We start from the raw sequence: 17,197 nt of genomic DNA on the forward strand, positions 1-17,197 counted from the left end.
TGGGGTTTCAGACGGCTTAGATGGTCTGGTCGTAGTCGCCGACGCCGGGTTCGGTGCGGATCACCGCATCGATGTCGGCAAAGATGGCGCGCATTTCGTCTTCGCTTTCAGAGCTTTCGCAGACCACAACGAGGTTCGGCGTGTTCGAGGACGCGCGCACAAGGCCCCAGGAGCCATTGTCGAGGATCACGCGGGCGCCGTTGACGGTCACGACCTCTTTGATGGCGCGGCCCGCGAAGGTTTCACCTGCGTCGGCCTTGGCCACCAGCTTGTCCACCAGACGGGCGAGGATATCGTATTTCTCGGTATCGGCGGCATAGGGGGACATGGTGGGGGTGGACCAGGTTTTCGGCAGCGCCTTGCGCAGGTCGGACATTTTCATATCCGGGTTGCGGTCCAGCATTTTGCAGACCTCAACCGCGACCCGCATGCCGCAGTCGTAGCCACGGCCAATGGGTTCGGCGAGGAAGTAGTGGCCGGATTTTTCAAAGCCCGCCAGCGCGCCGATTTCTTTGACGCGGCGCTTCATGTGGCTGTGGCCGGTTTTCCAATAGTCCGCTTTGACGCCATTGGCTTGCAGCGCTGGGTCAGAGGCAAAAAGACCCGTGGATTTTACATCCGCCACAAAGGTGGCGTTGGGGTAAATCTTGGACAGGTCGCGGGCCATGATGACGCCAACCTTGTCAGCAAAGATCTCTTCGCCTTCGTCGTCCACAACACCGCAGCGGTCGCCGTCGCCGTCAAAGCCAAGCGCCAGATCCGCGCCAGAGGCTTTTACGCTGCCCGCCATGTCATGCAGCATGGCCATGTCTTCGGGGTTGGGGTTGTAGTTGGGGAAGGAATAGTCCAGCGCATTGTGGCTGGGGACCACCTCGACGCCAATGCGTTCGAAGATCTCGGGGGCAAAAGCCGAAGCGGTGCCATTGCCGGTGGCGCAGACAATTTTCAGCGGGCGGGACATTTTGAAGTCGCCAACCAGATCGTCGATATAGGCCTCTTTGACGCCGTCGACAAATTCGTAAGAGCCACCCTCGCGGGCGACACCTTCGCCGTTCAGCACGATGTCGCGCAGTTCGCTCATTTCATCGGGGCCATGGGTCAGCGGGCGGTCAAAGCCCATTTTGACGCCTGTCCAGCCGTTGGGATTGTGGGATGCGGTGACCATGGCAACCGCGGGCACATCCAGGTGAAACTGTGCGAAATAGGCCATTGGCGACACGGCTGGGCCAATGTCTTTGACCCGGATACCGGCCTGCATCAGGCCAAGGATCAAGGCGTTTTTGATCGCCAGAGAATAGTCGCGGTAGTCATTGCCCACTGCGATCACCGGCTCGATCCCGCGTTTGATCATCTGGGTGCCAAGGCCGAGCCCCAGTGCGGTCATGCCGGGCAGGTTGATTTCTTCCGGGTATTTCCAGCGGGCGTCATATTCCCGGAAACCGGTGGGTTTGATCATTGCGTCGCGCAGGAAGCTCCAGGTGTTTGGGCTAACCTCAGGGATCGGTTTGGTCATAACGAAAATCTTCCTTCTGGACTTAAATGCGAATGGGGTCCGCTTTTGCAAGCGCATCAAAGCGCATCAATGTGTCAATCAAATGTGGCATCTGATCCAAGTACACCATGTTCGGCCCATCTGAAGGCGCATTGTCGGGATCTTCATGGGTTTCGATGAAAACTGCGGCAATGCCGATCGAAACTGCTGCGCGCGCCATCAGCGGTGCGAATTCGCGCTGGCCACCGGTCGAGCCGCCTTTGCCGCCCGGCTGTTGCACCGAGTGGGTGGCGTCCATGACCACCGGGTAGCCCCCTTGGGCCATCTGCGGCAGGCCGCGCATATCGGCCACCAGGGTGTTATAGCCAAAAGAGGTGCCGCGTTCGGTCAGCAGGATATTGGTGTTGCCAGTGCTTTCCACCTTGGCCACCACATTGGCCATGTCCCAAGGGGCCAGGAACTGACCCTTTTTGATGTTCACGGCCTTGCCGGTTTCACCCGCAGCCAGCAGCATATCTGTCTGACGGCACAGGAAGGCAGGGATCTGCAGGATGTCCACGGCTTCGGCTGCAACCGCGCATTGCTCGGCGGTGTGCACATCGGTCAGGACCGGAACCCCGAATTCCTTGCGGATGGAGGCCAGCACGTCGAGACCCTTTTCAAGGCCAAGTCCGCGCTTGCCGGACAGCGACGTCCGGTTGGCCTTGTCGTAAGACGCCTTGAACACATACTGCGCCCCGGCGGCATCACAGGCCTCTTTCATTTTGCCTGCAATCATTTGCGCATGATCGAGGCTTTCCAGCTGGCAAGGGCCAGCAATGACGGTCAAAGGGGTGTCATTGCCGACGGTGAGGCCATTGATGTCGATGTGTTTCATGATCTTAAGAAGATACCTGTTCTCGAAGGATAGATGCCGTGAGCGAGCACAACAGGTAGATACCGGAAAAGATCAGGAATGCCAAAAGCGTATTTTCGAACTTGCGCGGATGGGAGGGCTGGTCCGAGGGCACAGGTTCCACCGCGGTGGTGAGGTAGCGCACCTGTCGGTCGGCCTCCATCCGGGTGGATTCCAGTTGCTGCAAGGCACTTTGCAGCATCATATCACGGGTTGCCAGATCGGCCTGCGCCATCTGAATGCGCACGCTCATGGAGGCAAGCGAACCTTCGCCTGCGCTGGCGTCGACCATGCGCTGATTGAGCCGGTCAATGATCGCCTCAAGCCGGGAAATATCGGCGCGGGCGCCATCTACCTTGGCCTTGTTGGGGCGGGTATTGTCCAAGAGAGCGGCAAGAACCAGTTCCTTTTCCTGTAGCTGGACCTCGAAGGTTGAAATCTGACCGCGCAGCGAGGCAATCACCCCTTGCGGATCCAAAACCGAGTTTTGCTGCTGCAGGCGCACCAGTTCTTCCTGTGCGTCCCGACGTTGCTGGGTGGCCAGCGAAAGGGTTTCTTCGGCGTAGGATACCTGGTCCGAGCGTTTCTTCTGCGACAGCTCGTTCACGCGGTCCTGTGCCGCAGCAATCAGCACGCGTGAGAAATCAGTGGCAATCTGCGGGTCTGCGGCTGTCACCTTGAGGCGCACCATGCCTTCGGTCGGATCATAGCCAACCTTGACATTGCGCTTGTAGATTTTGAATTCCTCGTCATTGGAGGCATCCGCATCCAGACGCTGGATCGGGTCAATCCAGGGGGCCGAGAAATGTTCGCGGAAGCCGATTTCTGCATCCAGTTGCTGCATGGCCTCGCGCGATTGCAGGAAGTCCTGCGCGGTGACGGCTTCTTGGCTGGTGGCAAATTGTGTGCCGCTGAACAGGCCGCCGACGCCGCCGCCCTGACCATCCGCCTTGATCACCAAGAGCGAAGAGCTGGACGTGTACATGGGCGTGGCCATGGCATAGAAATAATACCCCGCCACCAGCGTGGGCAGGAAAACAAAGGCCGACAGGCGCGCCAGCAGCAGCGACAGCTTGCGGCGGCGGCGGCGGGCAATGTCGCGCTGGATCGCCTTGATTTCGCGGGCGCGGCGTTCCGCAGGCGACAGGGCTTCGATTGCGGGATCCGTCTGCGCCTGCGCGGGGGCGGCAGGCATGGGCATCGTGGGGGCTGCGGTGGCCGGCAGGCCCGGCGCAGGCTTCGCTGCGGCTTGGGCGGCGCCTTCGGCTTGAGCTGCCTGTGCCTGCGGTACCACCAGTTCCAGCATATTTGAACGTTGGAACGGGTCGATCCCTTTTTCACGCAGCAGACGCACGGCGTCATAGTCGGAAGTGGCCCCCAGATTGTGTTTCTGCGCGACCCGGCGGGCCAGACGCAACTGGCGGCCGGTCAGCCCTTCGCGACGGATGGCGTCGATGTCGGTGCTCAGTGCCTGGTTGGGTGTGGATTTCCGGGGCGGGGCGGCGGGCGACATGGCGGCACCACCGGCCATGGCCGCGGCCGCAGTGTTGTGAGCGGTTTTCTTTGGCTCTGCTGCGGTTTTGCCGTCCGTCGGGGACACAGTTTTCTGTGCGCGATCTGCCGCGCTGCCTGCTTCAGGGGCGGCGACGGGCTCTGCCTTGGCGGGCGAGCCATCGTCCTGCGCGCCCTGTTCGGAGCGGTCAGGGCGGCGGATTCTGTATTTTTTAGCCTTGGTTTTCATAGTCATAGAGCAGTTTCGCTTCTTCCAAGGTTTCAAACATATGCAGCGTCCCATTGTTCAGAACCGCCGCCGATGTCGCAAATTTCTCCAGCGTTTCGGGCTGGTGCGACACAATGATAATCGTGGTGGTGTCCAGCCGCTCGCGCAAGAGCGCGCCTGCTTTGCGGTTGAACTCCACATCCGTGGTCGAAGGCATGCCTTCGTCGATCAGGTAAATGTCGAAATCCAGAGCCAGCATCAAGGCAAAAGAAAACCGTGCTCTCATGCCTTGGGAATAGGTGCCCAGCGGCTGGTCAAAATATTCCCCCAGCCCGCACAACCAGCGACAGAAGGCTTCGACATAGTCGGCATCCAGACCATAGAGGTTGGCAATGTAACGGGAATTGTCCTGTGCGGACAGGCGGCTGATGACACCGCCCATAAAGCCCAGCGGAAAGGAGATTTTGCAGTCGCGCAGGATTTGCCCTTCGTCGGGTTTCTCAAGCCCCGCCATCATATTGATCAGCGTGGTTTTACCGGTGCCGTTCGGAGCGAGAATACCCAGCGATTTGCCAAGCTCCACCCGGAAGGAGACCTTGTCCAAGATCACCTTGCGCTGGGTGCCAGTCCAGAAGGACTTGCTGACATTCACAAATTCCAACATCGCTCGTTCCGGTTGCGCCTCCTGCATCGGGCTTTGGTCTTTGGTAGCGGATCTTTGGGGATCCCCTCCGACAGCCTTGAATTCACTGCCAAAACCATTTCTGAACCCTAAGCATAAAGAGCTGTATCATAGGATCGTTAACGGCTTACGCGTTGAATTAGGCGCAAATATGTCGAATTTTAAGCATTCTGGGAAATGGGAATTTCGGGAAAGGGGCGTCATGGTGGGCCGATCCAGTGCCAAAATGGAGCCTGATCAGCTGGTTCAGCACATTCGCGGCTGTACTCTTTGTGCGGATCGGTTTGCTGCAACCGCAACCGGGCACGCGCCGCGTCCGGTGCCGTGGTTTGCGTCTTCGGCACGTCTTCTGATCGCGGGCCAAGCGCCGGGCTTGCGGGTGCATGACAGCGGGCGACCCTTTACCGATCCGTCAGGTGACCGGCTGCGGCAGTGGCTGGGGCTGAGCGAGGCGCAGTTTTATGATCGCGCCCGTGTGGCGATTGTGCCCATGGCCTTTTGTTTTCCGGGGTATGACACCAAAAAATCGGATCTGCCGCCGCCCAAAATCTGCGCGCAGACCTGGCACAGGCAGGTCATGGCGGCGCTGCCAAATATTGGTCTGCGCCTGCTGGTTGGCGGCGCGGCACAGCGCTGGCATTTGGGAACGAAGACCTCGGTGACAGAAACCGTACAGGGCTGGCGCGCGCTTGCGCCGGACAGCTACCCCTTGCCACATCCGTCTTGGCGCAATACGGCATGGATTAAGAAAAACCCCTGGTTCGAGGCAGAGCTGCTGCCAGACTTGCGCGCCCGGGTGAAGGAGCTGATGGAATGACCGAAATGACCCCGCTGGATCTGGCCCACGCTGCAATGGAGGCCGCCCCCGAAGACGATGCCGCGCGTCTGCGGTTTTTTGAACGTCTGGCCGACAGTGAAATGTTCGTGCTGCTGTCGCGCGAGCCTGAAGGGGACACGCTGGCGCCCGAGGTGTTTGAGACCGAGGAGGGGCAGTTTGTCCTGGTCTTTGACCGCGAAGAGCGCCTGTCGGCCTTTGCCGAACGCGCGGTGCCTTATGCGGCGCTGTCGGGGCGGGTGATTGTGCAGATGCTGGACGGCCAGGGCATTGGCCTTGGTGTGAACCTTGAGGTGGCGCCGTCGTCGATCCTGATCCCGGCCGAAGGGATCGGCTGGCTGGCGCAGACCCTGGCCCATACACCGGGTGAAGTGGAGCAAGCCATTGAAGAGCTGCGCGCGCCCAGTGGCCTGCCCGAGGTGCTGTTGACCTCGCTCGATCAGAAACTGGCAAGTGCCGTGGGGCTGGCGCAGGCGGCTTATCTGGTGGCGGTGGTCTATGAAGGCGGCGGGCAGGGGCATCTTTTGGGCTTTGTCGACGTGCGCGAAGGGGCCGAAGAAGCGCTGGCCAAAGCCGTCGGTGAGGCGCTGACGTTTTCGGGCCTTGAAGCTGGCGCGCTGGACGTGAGCATGTTTGACTCCTCCAGCGAAGTGGCGGCGTACCTCGCGAAGGTCGGCCTGCGATTTGATATGCCGCAGCCCGAGGAACCCAAGGTCTATCAGCCCAAGATCCCCGGCAGCGACCCGGACGCACCGCCGAAGTTGCGGTAACTTATCGAACCGAACAAAAGGCCGCCCCAATCAGGGCGGCCTTTTTTGATGTCTTACCAAGGGGACCCGGCGTTGATCTCAAAATCTGACATGGTCACGGCGCGGGCCGCGTCGCTGGCGAGGTAGGCGGCAAGCTCTGCGACCTCTTCGGGTTGCACCAGCTGGTTCTGCGGATTCGACTTGGCATAGTCCGCGCGCACCGTTTCGAGGGTTTGGCCGGTGGCGGCCATATCGGCGGCGATGAATTTGCGCAGCATTTCGGTTTCGACCCAGGTGGGGCTGATCGACACGCAGGTCACGCCATGTTCCGCGCCCTCAAGGCTGACGCAGCGCCCAAGCCCCAAGAGACCCGCCTTGGAGGCGCAGTAAGCCGCGTTGTTTGCCATGCCCGTATGCGCCGCCATTGACGCGATATTGATGATCCGGCCCCAGCGCTGGTCAATCATATGCGGCATCACGGCACGGATCATGCGGAAGCTGCCAGAGAGGTTGATGTCGATCTGGGTGTCCCAGATGTCATCGGGGTGATCGCAGATCGCGGCCTCGTCATAGATGCCCGCGGCATTGACCAGAATATCGACGCTGCCACGGGCCGCCACGACATTGGCCACAAAGCGATCAACGCTGTCGCGTGCCTGTACGTCCAGGGCTTCGGCGGTGATGTGCCCCGCATCCGGCCCAAGCTGTGCGGCAACATGGGCTGCATCCCCCGCGCGGCGCGCGCCGACAAAGACATGCGTGCCGTCCTTCGCAAGCCGACGCGCGATCGCCAGCCCCATGCCAGAGAGTCCGCCGGTGACAATTGCGGTTTTTGTTTTCGCTGGCATGTGGAGGCTTCCCTTGGGTCAGTATGTTTGCCACGTTTTAGGTGAAAACCGCAGGGAAGCTGTACCGCTGCCATGTCTCGGATGTCGCGTTGTTGCAATTTTATCGTGAGATGGCGTGGGAAACGACGCAAAAAGCAAAAGCCGGACCTCGGGGCCCGGCTTTTGGCGGTGACTTGTCTGTAAGGTTTATGCGTCTTCCGCAGGGGCCAGTTTGTCCTGGGTGCGGGTCTCAAAATCCTCGGCTGCGTGACGTTCGTGCAGCTGCTCAGAGGGGTCGCCCCAGGCGCGGTTGACCATGCGGCCGCGCTTCACGGCAGGACGTTCGTCGATCATCTTGGCCCAACGCATCACGTGTTCATACGACTCCACATCCAGGAACTGGGCAGAGCCATCGTAAAGGCGGCCCAGAACCAGCGCGCCATACCACGGCCAGATCGCAATGTCCGCGATGGTGTAGTCGTCGCCCGCAATATAGGTCTTGGTTGCCAGTTCGCGGTTCAGCACATCCAGCTGGCGCTTGGTTTCCATGGTGAAACGGTTGATCGGGTATTCGAATTTTTCCGGCGCATAGGCGAAGAAATGGCCAAAGCCGCCGCCCACATAGGGCGCAGAGCCCATCTGCCAGAAGACCCAGTTCATCACTTCGGCCCGCGCGGCGCCATCCTTGGGCAGGAAGGCGTCAAATTTCTCGGCCAGATGGAACAGGATCGAGGCGCTTTCAAAGAGGCGCACGGGCTCATCCCCGGAGGTGTCCAGAAGGGCCGGGATCTTGGAGTTCGGGTTGACCTCAACAAAGCCGGAGCCGAACTGGTCGCCTTCGCCGATATTGATCAGATAGGCGTCATATTCTGCGCCTGTGTGACCGGCTTCGAGCAGCTCTTCGAACATCACGGTGACTTTGACGCCATTGGGGGTTGCCAGGCTGTGCAGCTGGAAGGGGTGCTTGCCTGCGGGCAGGGGCTTGTCGTGGGTCGGGCCAGCGATGGGGCGGTTGATATTGGCAAATTGCCCGCCGCTTTTCTGTTCCCAGGTCCAGACCGCGGGTGGGGTGTATTCGGTGTCGCTCATCTGTTGTCCTCGCCTGTTGGCAGCTGTTTGGTCCAGACCCCAATGGTCCGGCTCTGACAGAGTTAAGTAGTCCGCGCGAAGATTCCAATCACAGGAAGGTTATTTTGTGCCTCACCCCACGGAAATCAGTTGCCACAGCCCCCAGACGACCAGCCCCGCCCCGACCCCGCGGGCAAACAGCTCGCCGCGCGAGAGATGCTTTTCCGCAACCACAAGCGTAAGCAGGGCGCAGATCCACCAGAGGTTCATAATGCCGCCCGCAAACAGCAAGGCCATCAGGGCCCAGCAGCACCCCAGACAGATAGCGCCATGTTCGCCCCCCATTACAAACGCGCCGAAAGCCCCCAGCCGCCCGCGCCGGGTCAGGAAATCCGCCGGGCTGCGGCAGTGGCGCAGGCAGGCGGTTTTCAGCGGGGTGAATTGATAGAGCCCTGCAAGGATCAGCACCACCGCACCGGCGCGCGTGTCGATCAGGATCATCATGGAGGGCGAGACCAGCCCCGTTGCTTCAAGCCCCCATTGAAGCCCGGTAGCAATTGCCGAAAACCCGCCCCAGGCCAGGAGATAGCCGCCTAGAAAGGCACCGGCCTGAGGCGCAGTCTTCGCGCTGTGGTTTTGTTGATGTCGGTGTTGGTGCAGGGCGGCGTGCAGCAGCACCGTAGGCGCGACCGAAGGCAGCATCATCGCCACCATCATCACCCACCACATCAGAAACACGAGGACCCAATAGGCCGCGCTCCAGTCGCCCGCCGCCCGCGCGCTGGGCATATCGCGCATCTTGGCCATGGCGGTCATTTCGAGCGCAGACATGTCCATGCCAACGCCCAAGACCGTATAAGCGGCGGCGAGCAGAAACAGGGTGGCCATCAGCGGCAGAAGCAGCCGGGTGTGGTGGCGCAAAATGCGTTCCGCCAGGGGGGCTGACGGGGGCTTGGGCGGGGAATCAGGCGGGGGCGACAACGCCTGTGCCTGACAGATGGATGTCGACCAGATGCGCGTGGCTGTCGGTGTTGCCCGGCAGGTCCAGCTGCCCCATTGTGCGTGTGGTGGCGCGGGCGATTTCGGCAAGGCGGAACTCAAACCCATTTGGCAGGTCGATGCGGGCGCGGTGTGCGTCGCCGGTGACCGGGTTCACCAAAGGTTCTGCCGTTGTCTCCATCACATCCGGCACATGCATGCGGCCGCGTCGGTTTTCCACGTCGACGGTGATCTCGATCGGTTTGACCAGCGTTTCCAGCTTGTTCGGTGACATGGCCGAAAAGACCCACCACATGGTGGCGAGGTCTTCGGTGTCTTCGCCCTTCATGATCCGTTCCAGCGCGTCGCGCTGGGCGGGGCTGGAGGCCGCGTCCACGATCAGCTGCATGGTGCCATTGCCGTCGTGGATGGCGCCGGGCCATTTGGCAATGTAGGCGCAGCGGGTGCCCGCAAGATCCACATCGCCGTAATGGCCGCTGTCAAAGGTGAACCCCGCCGCCGCTTCGCAGCTGCCGTGGGTGGGCAGCGCCATAAACTGGCAGGGGCATCCGGTGGCGCAGTTGCAATTGGCAAGCTCGCGCCCGTGCAGTTCCCAGGGTGTCATGAGTATCCCTCCTCCCTGAAGTGTCCGTGACTATGCAGTGGTGAATGCGTGGCAGAAGTTTACCACAAATCGCGCGGTTTTTCAGGGGCGGCGGCCGGGCGTGAGAGGGGGCTGTTCTTGCTGAATATTTCAATCCGCTCACGGCGAATCGATCTGGAGACACAGGGAGACACAGGCGGACACAGGGGCGTGAGCACGGGTTCACCGCTGCGATCCTTCGGGTATGGTAAGCGCAAGAAGCCGGGCGGTTGTGCCGGGCCAGATGTCAAACAGAGGATGCGTCGTATGAAACGTTTTGCACTTGCCGGGGTTTTGGCCCTTGGGTTTGCCACCACGGCTCTGACGGGCCCTGCCTTCGCGGGGGACCAATTTGTCGATCAGACCGGCTATGCGGTGTCCGGCTATGATGTGGTGGCCTATCGCACGCTGGCACAGGCGCCGGTTGGCTCTGCCCAGCCCAAAGCGGTTCCGGGCCGTGCGGATATCACCGCCGACTACAACGGGGCGACCTTTGCCTTTGCGTCCGAAGCCAACCGTGACGCCTTCCTTGCCAACCCCGACTATTACGCGCCGCAGTATGACGGCCACTGCGCCTATGGGGTCTCCAAAGGCGGGAAGGTCCCGGGCAACCCGCATCTGTGGCGGATTGTGGATGACAAGCTGTTCCTGAATATCACCAAGAATGTGGTGGGGTTCTGGGAAGAAGACATCCCCGGCAATATCACTCTGGCGGAAGGCAACTGGCCCGGTATTGAGCCGAAGCCCGCCTCGACCAATCCGATCCCGGGCTACGACTCCCCGGCGCCGGTCAGCAACTGAGTGCAGTCTATGTCCCAATAAAAAAGCCCCGGTCGGATGGTCGGGGCTTTTTATTTTCTTTTTTCAGGTGTTTACCGCTTGCGGTCGCGACGTGCGCTCATCGGCTGGAAGGCCACGCCCACGTGGGCTTCGCAGTAGGGCTTGCCTTGTTGAACGGGCAGGCCGCAGAACCAGAAATCGTCGGTGGCGGGGTCGCCAACGGGCCATTTGCAGGTGCGCTCGGTCAGCTCCATCAGGGTCAGCTTCTTGGCCTTTTTCTCGATCTCGTTCACCTTGGCAAGCGCCTCGGGGCTGATCTCGTTGGCAGAAGGCTGCGGCGGCAGCGGCTGGCCTGCAGGAATGATCTGCTTGCGCGCGGGCATGGTTGCCGGGCGGGTCTCAGCTGCAGGGGCGGCTTCGGCTGTGGCGGCTGGGCGCGCGGGTTCCGTTTTGGGCTGGGCGGCCGCCGGTTTGGGCGCGGCCTTGGGGGCGGCTTTGGTTGCGGGCTTTTCTTTTGCCTCAGCTGCCGGTTTTGCGGCACCGGTGGTGCGGTTGGACAGGCCGAGGCGATGGACCTTGCCGATCACGGCGTTGCGGGTAACGCCCCCCAGTTCCTTTGCAATCTGGCTGGCCGACTGACCTTCGCCCCACATTTTCTTGAGCAGTTCGACGCGCTCGTCTGTCCAGGACATATGTTGCCTTTCCAAGCTAATAGCGGCCCCATTTTTGGCCTTGGGATAGATCCCATGGGCCTGGCGCCGCCATCAAGTTCCGATATTTTTCCTTATACTAATCACTGGGGGCCGAGATACAAGGCCCAACACCTGTCTTGCGAACATGGCTTGCACCCTGTGGCATAGGGGCTATGCAGGGGGCGCAGGTGGTCTGAGCAGTGAAAAGGCAGGGCAGATGGATCAGGGTTACAAGGTAGAGCTGGGCGAACGACGCTTTGGTCGCATCAACTGGCTGGGTATGCAGACGCTGGCCTGGCGCGAGATCAAGCGGTTTCTGGTGGTCTGGAGCCAGACCCTGATGGCCCCCATGGTGACTGCGGCCCTGTTTATGGTGATCTTCAATATTGCGGTCGGCGAACGCCGCGGTGAGGTCATGGGCGTGCCTTTCATGGCGTTTCTGGCGCCGGGCATTATGACCATGACCGTGATCCAGAATGCCTTTGCCAATACCTCGTCTTCGATCGTGATCTCTAAGGTGCAGGGCAATATTGTTGACACGCTGATGCCGCCTTTGTCGGCGGGCGAGATGCTGGCGGGCTATCTGGCGGGGGCCATTGCGCGCGGGCTGTTTGTGGGCAGTGGCATCTGCTTTGGCCTGCTGCTGGTACTGGGGATTGTGCCGGCCAATGTGTTTGTGGCGCTGATCTTTGTGATTATGGGCGCAGCGTTTCTGGGCGGGCTGGGTGTGCTTGCGGGCATTTACGCACAGAAATTTGACCAGATGGCGGCGATCACCAATTTCATTGTGACGCCTTTGGCCTTTCTGTCGGGCACGTTTTATTCCGTGGATGCGCTGCCGCCGGTGTTGCAGTGGGTCTGCCATCTGAACCCGGTGTTCTATCTGATCGACGGCGTGCGCTATGGCATTCTTGGCGTGTCCGACAGCAGCCCGGTCTTGGGCTTTGCGGTCTGCCTTGGGGCGACGGCGGTTATCCTTGGGCTCGCGTGGCAGATGCTGCGGACGGGATATCGGCTGAAGGCCTAGGTGCCTTGGCGCCTGCGCGGTTGACCGCTTCGCGCCAGGCCAGAAGAACACCGCCGGTCAGAATGATGCCAGCGCCAATCACGGTGACAAAATCCGGCAGCTGACCAAAGGCCACCGCATCATAGAGGGCGGCAAAGACCAGCGTGGCATAGGTGAAGGGCGCTACAAACGATGCCTCTGCCCGGGCCATTGCGTTGACAAAACAGATCTGCGCGCAGGCCATGATCAGCCCCAGCCCAATCATCACCGCCCATTGTGCGGGGCTTGGCATTTGCCAGAACGAAAACGCCACGACCGAAGAAATACCAAGGCCAATCAGGTTGTTGACCCACAGCACCTGCAATGGGGGCTCGCGACCGGCGAGTTTCTTGATAAAGATCAGCTCTGCCCCAAGGCCCACTGCTGCGCCAAGCGCCAGAAGCGCGGCAGGCTGAAAGCTGTCGGGGGTTGGTCGCAAGAGCACCATCGCCCCAAAGATCGCCAGGGCAGCCGCCAGCCAGCGCCACGGGCCAATCCGTTCGCCCAGAAACGGGATCGCAAACAGCATCCCAAAGATCGGGTTGAGGAAAGAAATCGCTGTGGCATCCGCCAGCGGAATATAGGCCACAGAGGCAAACATCAGGCTGACGCCCCCCCAGCCAAGGGTCGAACGCCCCACATGCAGCCCCCAGTTCGGACGGCTGATTTTCTGGCGGGTCAAAAGCACCGCCGTTGAGATCCCGATGAACGCAAAGATAAACCGCCCATTGCTGATCTGCAGCGGGTGCAACGGATCGCCAAGCGCGTCTGTGCCAAGGAACTTGGCCATCAGCGTGGTGCCTGCAAGAAACACAGTGGCCGTCAGGATAAAGGCCATGGCGAGGGTTGGGTTTTGCTTTGTTTGGGTCATGGCGCGCTCTTGCGGGGAAACGCCACGTCAAGCAACCCCGCCGCGGTCATAGCAGAGGGGACTGGCGTGCATAGCTCTTGAGCAGGTTTGCAAGGCGGCGCTTGAAAAGCGGGCACCTTGCAAAGCAATCGCCCCGACGGCTGCGCTAGATTTTCAGGCGCAGACTTGCGTAACCCCAGATCAACGCCATGCCGCCACCAGAGACAAAATAGGGCAACCGCAGGGCCAGTTCGCGGCCCAGATGCGGTTCGGCCCAGGACACCATCGCGCCCGCCATCAGGGCACCAACAGGCAACATGCCCCAGCCAAAAAATCGGTAGAGGCTGTTCACCCGGCCCAAAAGCGCGTCTGGAATATGACGCTGGCGATAGGGCACGGTGACCACATTCCACAGCAGCCCGGCAAAAAGACCGATAAACAGCGCCGGGGCGACGACCCAGACCACCGGGAACAGCGCGATCAGGATGCTTGATGCCATCATCAGTGGCAGCGACAGCATCAGCGCGCGGCGCGCGCCCATCTGCGTCACAATCCATGGGCAAATCAGCCCGCCAACCACACCGCCTGCCGCTTCGGCTGTGACCAAGAGACCATATTGCGCCGCGTTCAGCCCCAGAAGCTCTTGGCCAAACAGGGGCAACATGGTCAGCACCATTATGGTCATCGCATTCATACAGCCCAGCATCAGCGCCAGTTGCAGGATCACCCGGTGGCCCCGCAGCCAGCTGATCCCTTCGCGAGCCTCAACCATCCATTGGCGGTGCTGCGGTTTTGGCCCCCGCGCAGGCAATCGCATCGCCCAGACCAAAAGCGCCGCAATCGCAAAGGTTGCGGCATCCATCAGAAACGGCGCAGGCACCGCATAGGCGATCAGGAGACCCGCAAGCGGCGGGCCAACAAACGACCCCATGACCTGCTCCACGCTCCACATCTGCCCATTGGCGGCTTCGAGCTTGTCTTTGTCGATCACCGTGGGCAGGGCGGTCTGCGCGGCATTGTCACGCAGCACTTCCGCGCTGCCCAAAAGAAACGCCAACCCACAGAGCCCAAGGATATAGGGCGTGCCGTTTTCAACCGGGAAGACAGGGGCTGTCAGGATCAGGGCGACAACGCCCATGGTCAGCGCCAGCCGGACCAGGTCGGCCTGCACCATCAACCGCTGCCGGTCGACGCGGTCGGTCCAGACGCCAGCGGGGATGGAAAACAACAGCCAAGGCAGGCGCGTCGCCACCGCCACCAGCGAAATCAGCAGCGGGTCGCGGGTGATCAAGGTGGCCAGCCACGGAAAGGCCAGCGCGGAAATCCCATCACCCAGATTGGAGACCGCTGTGGCCGAAAACAAAAGCCGGAAATTTCGGATATAAAAGAGATGAACCATGCGCCCAATTGGCCGTCAGCTCCGGGCGCGGGTCAAGGGGGCGGGGCCCGTGGGTGCCATTTTGTGCAAAGACCCTTCGCAAAGGGGGTTTTCAAAGCCCGAATCCTCCACTATGGATCTCAATATGATCACCAACGCCCATATCTCTGGCCTGCGACGCCGACGCTAATGTGCTGGGATGTCCCTTTGAAAGGGGCCATCTGACCCTTGTGTGATCCCTATGGCCAAATCATGCGGCTGTTCTCAAAACAATCCAAACCTTCAGACCTCCCTCCCTGTTGACCACGGCGCTGCGCTGGTGCACTGCTTTGGTCTCTATTTTGATAAAGGAAGATCCCGATGATCCCCTCCGTCCTGCCGACCTACAATCGCGCACCCCTGAACTTCGTCAAAGGCGAAGGCTCCTGGCTGATCGAGGCAGACGGGCGCCGCTTTCTGGATCTGGGGGCTGGCATCGCGGTGAACGCACTGGGCCATGCGCATCCGAAACTGGTCGAAGCCCTGACCACGCAGGCGCAGAACCTGTGGCATGTGTCGAACCTCTACCACATTCCGCAGCAGCAGGCGCTGGCGGACAAGCTGGTGGATAACTCTTTTGCGGACACGGTATTTTTCACCAATTCCGGCACCGAGAGCTGCGAGCTGGCGGTGAAAATGGCGCGCAAGTACCACTTCGAGAAGGGCAATCCCGACAAGGTCGAGATCCTCACCTTTGCGGGCTCTTTCCACGGCCGGTCCTCGGCCGGGATTGCGGCAGCGGGCTCCGAGAAAATGACCAAGGGCTTTGGTCCGCTGTTGCCGGGTTTCAAACATCTGCCGTGGGGCGATCACGAGGCGCTGACAGCGGCAATTGATGACACAACCGCCGCCATCCTGATCGAACCCGTGCAGGGCGAAGGCGGCATCCGCCCGCTGCCCGACCAGTGCCTGAAAGGCCTGCGGGATCTCTGCGACGAACATGGCATCCTGTTGATCTTGGACGAGGTACAATGTGGTGTCGGCCGGACCGGCAAGCTGTTTGCCCATGAATGGGCGGGCGTCACCCCGGATATTATGATGGTGGCCAAAGGCATCGGCGGCGGCTTCCCGCTGGGCGCTGTGCTGGCAACAGAAGAGGCAGCCTTTGGCATGACCGCAGGCACCCATGGCTCCACCTACGGCGGCAACCCGCTGGGCTGTGCTGTGGGCTGCGCCGTGATCGACGCGGTCGCAGACGAAAGCTTCCTGTCCGAGGTGAACCGCAAGGCCGGCTTGCTGCGCCAGAAACTCGAAGGCCTCGTCGCCTCTCACCCGGACGTGTTCGAAGAGGTCCGCGGCACTGGCCTGATGCTGGGTCTGAAATGCAAAGCCGCGAACATCGATGTGGTCAACGCGGGCTATGACGCCGAGGTCATCACGGTGCCCGCAGCCGACAATGTCATCCGTCTGCTGCCCGCATTGAACCTCACAGAGGCCGACATTGAGGCCGCCCTAGAGCGCCTTAGTGCCGCCGCAACCTCCGTTGCCGCCTGACTTTCATCTTTTCCCAAATATCCCGGGGGTGTGGGGGCTGGCCCCCACCGCCGCACCAGACAAGAGCGATACCGATATGAACCACTTTCTGGACATCCACAAAACCGACGCCGCGGAACTGCGGGGCATCATTGATCAGGCCAGCGCCATGAAGCAGGCGCGGCTTGGGCGTCCCAAAGGCGCGCTGGATGATGACCAGCCGCTGGCGGGCCGTATGGTCGCGCTGATCTTTGAAAAACCCTCCACCCGGACCCGCGTTTCTTTCGATGTTGGCGTGCGGCAAATGGGCGGCCAGACCATGGTTCTGTCCGGCAATGACATGCAGCTTGGTCACGGCGAAACCATTGCCGACACCGCGCGAGTGCTCAGCCGCTACGTGGATCTGATCATGATCCGCACCTTCGACGAAAGCGTGTTGTTGGAAATGGCAGACTATGCCGATGTGCCGGTGATCAACGGCCTGACCGACCGCACCCACCCCTGCCAGATCATGGCGGATATCCTCACCTACGAGGAACACCGCGGCCCGATCAAAGGGAAGAAAGTTGTCTGGACGGGCGACGGCAACAATGTCTGTGCCTCCTTCCTGCATGCGGCTGGGCAGTTTGGCTTTGATGTGACCTTCACAGGCCCCCAGCAGCTTGATCCCGAAGAGGAATTTGTGAACCTCGCGCGCAAGGCAGGTGCAACTGTCACCATTGAACGCGATCCGGTCAAAGCGGTTGAAGGCGCGGATCTTGTGGTGGCAGACACCTGGGTGTCGATGCATGACAGCCAGTCCTCAAAGGAACGCCGCCACAATATGCTGCGCCCCTATCAGGTCAATGATGCGCTGATGGCCCATGCAAAACCGGACGCGTTGTTCATGCACTGCCTGCCCGCGCACCGCGAAGAAGAGGTGACCTCTGCCGTGATGGACGGCCCGCAATCGGTGATCTTTGATGAGGCGGAAAACCGTCTGCATGCGCAAAAGGCGGTTATGCGCTGGTGTCTTGGCGTCTAAGCCGCAGTGTCCTTATGACATGAAAGA

The 17,197-nt window shown here is 60.8% G+C and carries 17 protein-coding genes; 6 read left to right on the plus strand and 11 right to left on the minus strand.

Annotated elements, in window-relative coordinates:
• Positions 1 to 16: 16 nt before the first annotated feature.
• The 4 genes from TRM7557_RS05305 to TRM7557_RS05320 are packed head-to-tail and all read right to left on the minus strand — an operon-like array spanning position 17 to position 4,771.
• Positions 17 to 1,513, minus strand: coding sequence for a phosphomannomutase/phosphoglucomutase (locus TRM7557_RS05305; protein WP_058289182.1), 1,497 nt, complete (start codon positions 1,511 to 1,513; stop codon positions 17 to 19).
• A 22-nt stretch (positions 1,514 to 1,535) separates the two neighbouring features.
• The gene (gene kdsA, locus TRM7557_RS05310) at positions 1,536 to 2,369 is read right to left on the minus strand and encodes a 3-deoxy-8-phosphooctulonate synthase (RefSeq protein ID WP_058289183.1); all 834 of its coding nucleotides are present in this window, start codon (positions 2,367 to 2,369) and stop codon (positions 1,536 to 1,538) included.
• Between the two features lie 4 nt (positions 2,370 to 2,373).
• Positions 2,374 to 4,134, minus strand: a complete 1,761-nt coding sequence (locus TRM7557_RS05315) for a capsule biosynthesis protein (protein ID WP_058289184.1) — start codon at positions 4,132 to 4,134, stop codon at positions 2,374 to 2,376.
• Positions 4,112 to 4,771 (minus strand): ABC transporter ATP-binding protein, encoded by a 660-nt coding sequence (locus TRM7557_RS05320; protein WP_058289251.1) that lies wholly within the window; start codon positions 4,769 to 4,771, stop codon positions 4,112 to 4,114. Before TRM7557_RS05320 ends, TRM7557_RS05315 begins: the two co-directional genes overlap by 23 nt.
• Before the next feature lie 220 nt (positions 4,772 to 4,991).
• Between TRM7557_RS05320 and TRM7557_RS05325 the strand changes: the two genes are divergently transcribed.
• Both TRM7557_RS05325 and TRM7557_RS05330 read left to right on the plus strand, forming a co-directional pair.
• The gene (locus TRM7557_RS05325; protein ID WP_235811400.1) at positions 4,992 to 5,606 is read left to right on the plus strand and encodes a uracil-DNA glycosylase family protein; all 615 of its coding nucleotides are present in this window, start codon (positions 4,992 to 4,994) and stop codon (positions 5,604 to 5,606) included.
• On the plus strand, positions 5,603 to 6,394 hold the full coding sequence (locus TRM7557_RS05330) for an SseB family protein (RefSeq protein WP_058289185.1): 792 nt from the start codon (positions 5,603 to 5,605) through the stop codon (positions 6,392 to 6,394). Before TRM7557_RS05325 ends, TRM7557_RS05330 begins: the two co-directional genes overlap by 4 nt.
• A 53-nt stretch (positions 6,395 to 6,447) precedes the next feature.
• Here TRM7557_RS05330 and TRM7557_RS05335 read toward each other — a convergent pair whose 3' ends face one another.
• The 4 genes from TRM7557_RS05335 to TRM7557_RS05350 form a co-directional block, all read right to left on the minus strand.
• Positions 6,448 to 7,221: an SDR family NAD(P)-dependent oxidoreductase gene (locus tag TRM7557_RS05335; protein ID WP_058289186.1), complete on the minus strand. Its 774-nt coding sequence runs from the start codon at positions 7,219 to 7,221 to the stop codon at positions 6,448 to 6,450.
• Between the two features lie 186 nt (positions 7,222 to 7,407).
• Positions 7,408 to 8,289: a glutathione-dependent disulfide-bond oxidoreductase gene (gene yghU / locus TRM7557_RS05340; protein ID WP_058289187.1), complete on the minus strand. Its 882-nt coding sequence runs from the start codon at positions 8,287 to 8,289 to the stop codon at positions 7,408 to 7,410.
• A 111-nt stretch (positions 8,290 to 8,400) separates the two neighbouring features.
• Positions 8,401 to 9,189: a DUF2182 domain-containing protein gene (locus TRM7557_RS05345; RefSeq protein WP_235811401.1), complete on the minus strand. Its 789-nt coding sequence runs from the start codon at positions 9,187 to 9,189 to the stop codon at positions 8,401 to 8,403.
• 43 nt (positions 9,190 to 9,232) lie between these two features.
• On the minus strand, positions 9,233 to 9,871 hold the full coding sequence (locus TRM7557_RS05350) for a DUF1326 domain-containing protein (RefSeq protein ID WP_058289188.1): 639 nt from the start codon (positions 9,869 to 9,871) through the stop codon (positions 9,233 to 9,235).
• Positions 9,872 to 10,156: 285 nt separating this feature from the next.
• On the opposite strand from TRM7557_RS05350, the gene TRM7557_RS05355 reads away from it, so the two are divergent.
• On the plus strand, positions 10,157 to 10,690 hold the full coding sequence (locus tag TRM7557_RS05355; protein WP_058289189.1) for a YHS domain-containing (seleno)protein: 534 nt from the start codon (positions 10,157 to 10,159) through the stop codon (positions 10,688 to 10,690).
• 71 nt (positions 10,691 to 10,761) lie between these two features.
• Here TRM7557_RS05355 and TRM7557_RS05360 read toward each other — a convergent pair whose 3' ends face one another.
• Positions 10,762 to 11,361, minus strand: a complete 600-nt coding sequence (locus TRM7557_RS05360) for a GcrA family cell cycle regulator (RefSeq protein WP_058289190.1) — start codon at positions 11,359 to 11,361, stop codon at positions 10,762 to 10,764.
• Between the two features lie 217 nt (positions 11,362 to 11,578).
• Between TRM7557_RS05360 and TRM7557_RS05365 the strand changes: the two genes are divergently transcribed.
• Positions 11,579 to 12,388 (plus strand): ABC transporter permease, encoded by an 810-nt coding sequence (locus TRM7557_RS05365; RefSeq protein ID WP_058289191.1) that lies wholly within the window; start codon positions 11,579 to 11,581, stop codon positions 12,386 to 12,388.
• On the opposite strand, the gene TRM7557_RS05370 is transcribed toward TRM7557_RS05365, so the two are convergent.
• Together TRM7557_RS05370 and TRM7557_RS05375 are read right to left on the minus strand one after the other, a co-directional pair.
• Positions 12,333 to 13,277 (minus strand): DMT family transporter, encoded by a 945-nt coding sequence (locus TRM7557_RS05370; RefSeq protein WP_058289192.1) that lies wholly within the window; start codon positions 13,275 to 13,277, stop codon positions 12,333 to 12,335. The genes TRM7557_RS05365 and TRM7557_RS05370 overlap by 56 nt on opposite strands.
• Positions 13,278 to 13,422: 145 nt before the next feature.
• A complete protein-coding gene (locus TRM7557_RS05375; protein WP_058289193.1) occupies positions 13,423 to 14,655 on the minus strand; it encodes an MFS transporter in 1,233 nt (410 codons plus the stop codon).
• 339 nt (positions 14,656 to 14,994) lie between these two features.
• Between TRM7557_RS05375 and TRM7557_RS05380 the strand changes: the two genes are divergently transcribed.
• Positions 14,995 to 16,167 carry an aspartate aminotransferase family protein gene (locus TRM7557_RS05380; protein ID WP_058289194.1) on the plus strand — a complete coding sequence of 391 codons (1,173 nt, stop codon included), beginning with the start codon at positions 14,995 to 14,997 and terminating at the stop codon, positions 16,165 to 16,167.
• Between the two features lie 76 nt (positions 16,168 to 16,243).
• Positions 16,244 to 17,170, plus strand: a complete 927-nt coding sequence (argF, locus tag TRM7557_RS05385) for an ornithine carbamoyltransferase (protein ID WP_058289195.1) — start codon at positions 16,244 to 16,246, stop codon at positions 17,168 to 17,170.
• Positions 17,171 to 17,197: the final 27 nt, after the last annotated feature.

It is taken from the genome of Tritonibacter multivorans, assembly GCF_001458415.1.
In the GTDB taxonomy this organism is placed as follows: Bacteria; Pseudomonadota; Alphaproteobacteria; order Rhodobacterales; family Rhodobacteraceae; genus Epibacterium; species Epibacterium multivorans.

Coding starts and splice junctions, on each gene's coding strand:
- TRM7557_RS05370 (WP_058289192.1), bottom strand. CDS start 13,277: ATGACCCAAACAAAGCAAAACCCAACCCTCGCCATGGCCTTTATCCTG.
- TRM7557_RS05305 (WP_058289182.1), bottom strand. CDS start 1,513: ATGACCAAACCGATCCCTGAGGTTAGCCCAAACACCTGGAGCTTCCTG.
- TRM7557_RS05360 (WP_058289190.1), bottom strand. CDS start 11,361: ATGTCCTGGACAGACGAGCGCGTCGAACTGCTCAAGAAAATGTGGGGC.
- TRM7557_RS05365 (WP_058289191.1), top strand. CDS start 11,579: ATGGATCAGGGTTACAAGGTAGAGCTGGGCGAACGACGCTTTGGTCGC.
- TRM7557_RS05320 (WP_058289251.1), bottom strand. CDS start 4,771: ATGTTGGAATTTGTGAATGTCAGCAAGTCCTTCTGGACTGGCACCCAG.
- yghU (WP_058289187.1), bottom strand. CDS start 8,289: ATGAGCGACACCGAATACACCCCACCCGCGGTCTGGACCTGGGAACAG.
- argF (WP_058289195.1), top strand. CDS start 16,244: ATGAACCACTTTCTGGACATCCACAAAACCGACGCCGCGGAACTGCGG.
- kdsA (WP_058289183.1), bottom strand. CDS start 2,369: ATGAAACACATCGACATCAATGGCCTCACCGTCGGCAATGACACCCCT.
- TRM7557_RS05335 (WP_058289186.1), bottom strand. CDS start 7,221: ATGCCAGCGAAAACAAAAACCGCAATTGTCACCGGCGGACTCTCTGGC.
- TRM7557_RS05325 (WP_235811400.1), top strand. CDS start 4,992: ATGGTGGGCCGATCCAGTGCCAAAATGGAGCCTGATCAGCTGGTTCAG.
- TRM7557_RS05375 (WP_058289193.1), bottom strand. CDS start 14,655: ATGGTTCATCTCTTTTATATCCGAAATTTCCGGCTTTTGTTTTCGGCC.
- TRM7557_RS05330 (WP_058289185.1), top strand. CDS start 5,603: ATGACCGAAATGACCCCGCTGGATCTGGCCCACGCTGCAATGGAGGCC.
- TRM7557_RS05315 (WP_058289184.1), bottom strand. CDS start 4,134: ATGACTATGAAAACCAAGGCTAAAAAATACAGAATCCGCCGCCCTGAC.
- TRM7557_RS05355 (WP_058289189.1), top strand. CDS start 10,157: ATGAAACGTTTTGCACTTGCCGGGGTTTTGGCCCTTGGGTTTGCCACC.
- TRM7557_RS05350 (WP_058289188.1), bottom strand. CDS start 9,871: ATGACACCCTGGGAACTGCACGGGCGCGAGCTTGCCAATTGCAACTGC.
- TRM7557_RS05380 (WP_058289194.1), top strand. CDS start 14,995: ATGATCCCCTCCGTCCTGCCGACCTACAATCGCGCACCCCTGAACTTC.